The organism is Kosakonia quasisacchari (assembly GCF_004331415.1).
In the GTDB taxonomy this organism is placed as follows: Bacteria; Pseudomonadota; Gammaproteobacteria; order Enterobacterales; family Enterobacteriaceae; genus Kosakonia; species Kosakonia quasisacchari.
Map to the genome: position 1 here is coordinate 1 of NZ_SJOP01000057.1, position 1,913 is coordinate 1,913.

At 43.3% G+C, this 1,913-nt stretch carries 1 protein-coding gene and 1 pseudogene; one reads left to right on the forward strand and one right to left on the reverse strand.

The annotated features are described in order from the left end of the window. Positions 1-608: 608 nt before the first annotated feature. Positions 609-830, forward strand: a pseudogene (locus E0L21_RS24610) (glycine/betaine ABC transporter ATP-binding protein); the annotation flags it as partial. 128 nt (positions 831-958) lie between these two features. Here E0L21_RS24610 and E0L21_RS25430 read toward each other — a convergent pair. Beyond that, a partial coding sequence (locus tag E0L21_RS25430; protein ID WP_328590687.1) for an RHS repeat-associated core domain-containing protein occupies positions 959-1,913 on the reverse strand: 955 nt, incomplete at its 5' end.

Sequence of the window (1,913 nt, forward strand, 5' to 3'; positions counted from 1 at the left end):
TTCAGTGGCGTCCGCCGTGTCGGGATGGCGGTGATACGCGATTTCACGCACCGCCAGGCCCCGGTTATCCAGTATCGAAACGGTCGGGGTCTTACTGTAAAAGGATGTGCTCATTGCACCCTCCATTGATTGTTAATCAACCAAATCTGTCGGTGAAAGTATAGACTTACGAAGCTTTTTCTGAAGGAGTATCAGATTCATCGAACTGTTCGTGCAGACATTTCGTTCTTTCACACTTACGCGTTAGTGACACTGTCACTGGCAATCTTTTCTTTTAATATCATTATTCGACCTTTCTATACAGCCATTATCCAGCAATGCAAACATCCTCACTTAACCGCGCTTCGCTATTTATCACCGGAATTGTCATTGTGATGGGGCGATAGACATGAGGAATTAGTCTGGAGACGATCAATGGTCGCAAGGCCGGTTTTGTTTATCTCAGGCTGCTGCACCTAAGCCTGACATTCAGTTCGATGCTTTTTGTGTTGCTTGTTGGCATAGCGAGCGATCTTGCCCTTAGCCACCCTGCCATACGCGGCGTGTCGGAATACGTAATGCCGATTTCAACATGGGTAGCACAATTACGATGTTAGATAGGGCAGGTAAAACCGTTGGAGTTAGTGAAATACCACGAAACACGTAATGCGACAGGCAGTTACGCGGAACTGCTACACCCGTTCCGCATTACCGGTAAAGCCGAAAATAACCTGCGCGTGGTGCTTTCACGGTTATATGAAAGTAACACTAGCTGGATGCCAATTGTGGATGAGGAAGGCTGCTATAATGGCATGATTTCACAGGGTTATATTGCGGGATATTTAATCTAAGGGAAAACGCGCCGGGTGCTGAATATTCATAGTGCGATGTAGAATGTGTAGCTGCACTCTCATGTGCGACACCTGCCGAAACTACATCCCCCTGCGTACCTCATACGCCTGGGGATGTTTTACATCATTTATTGCCGATATGACGGTATCCCAGATAATCTCGCCATTTTTTTATGACCAAGGTTCATTGCAACAAGAGCAACCGTATCAGCATTATTTAATGCTGTAGCGAGTCGATTCATTTTTAGTCCATAGTCTCTATGTATTTCTTTAAGATCTAACTGTTTTATATCTTCCTTTGTGGCTTTTATCATGCTATGAATAAATTTTTCCGCATTATATATATCTGCATTTTCGGGTCTGGTATAAAAATAATCTTCCGTACCAGTAACCCCTAGCGTTTTCAAAAAATTCCCACTTCTTTTTGTACCCTCAAAATGTGAAGATTCATGCAGTACCGCATGAACATTCAAAACTGAACCTATGGATTTGTAATAACTATTTGTAAAATAGATTCTCTTGTCCGGATCTTGAGAATAAACAAAAGCAATTGCCCCCATCTCATTCTCACCCTCATCATCACGCATCTTTATACTTTTTGATAAAGAAGCGTGCATGTTTTTGAATGTTTGCAATAGTTCATTTTTAATCCGTGATGTTTTTATTTTACCAAAAAATGTCGCCGCACCTGCAAAAACATCTCTAATTTTTCTTTTGGTTTCTTTATCTAATGTTGGTTTTTCGAGCTTTTTTATCGCCTCTTCCAAAATAGATTTTGCACTGGCGATTTCATAATCAATTCTAATATCTTGAACGGGGTATCTCTTCCCTCCTTTTGTATCATAAGCGACTTCACCCTTATCATCATATAAGGTCACCGGGTTATTCAGTACCATCCTGAACAGGTTCAGTCCATCCACCGTTCCTGCCGGATCAGCGCTTAGCCACCGCCCCACCCATGGCTGATAATAGCGGTAACCGTAGTAATACAGCCCCGTCGCGTCCTGTTCTTTTCCGGAATAACGGAGGATTTTGTAATCCGCTTCCAGCTGGCTGCGGGCCGCAAACAGCGCTGTGCCACCA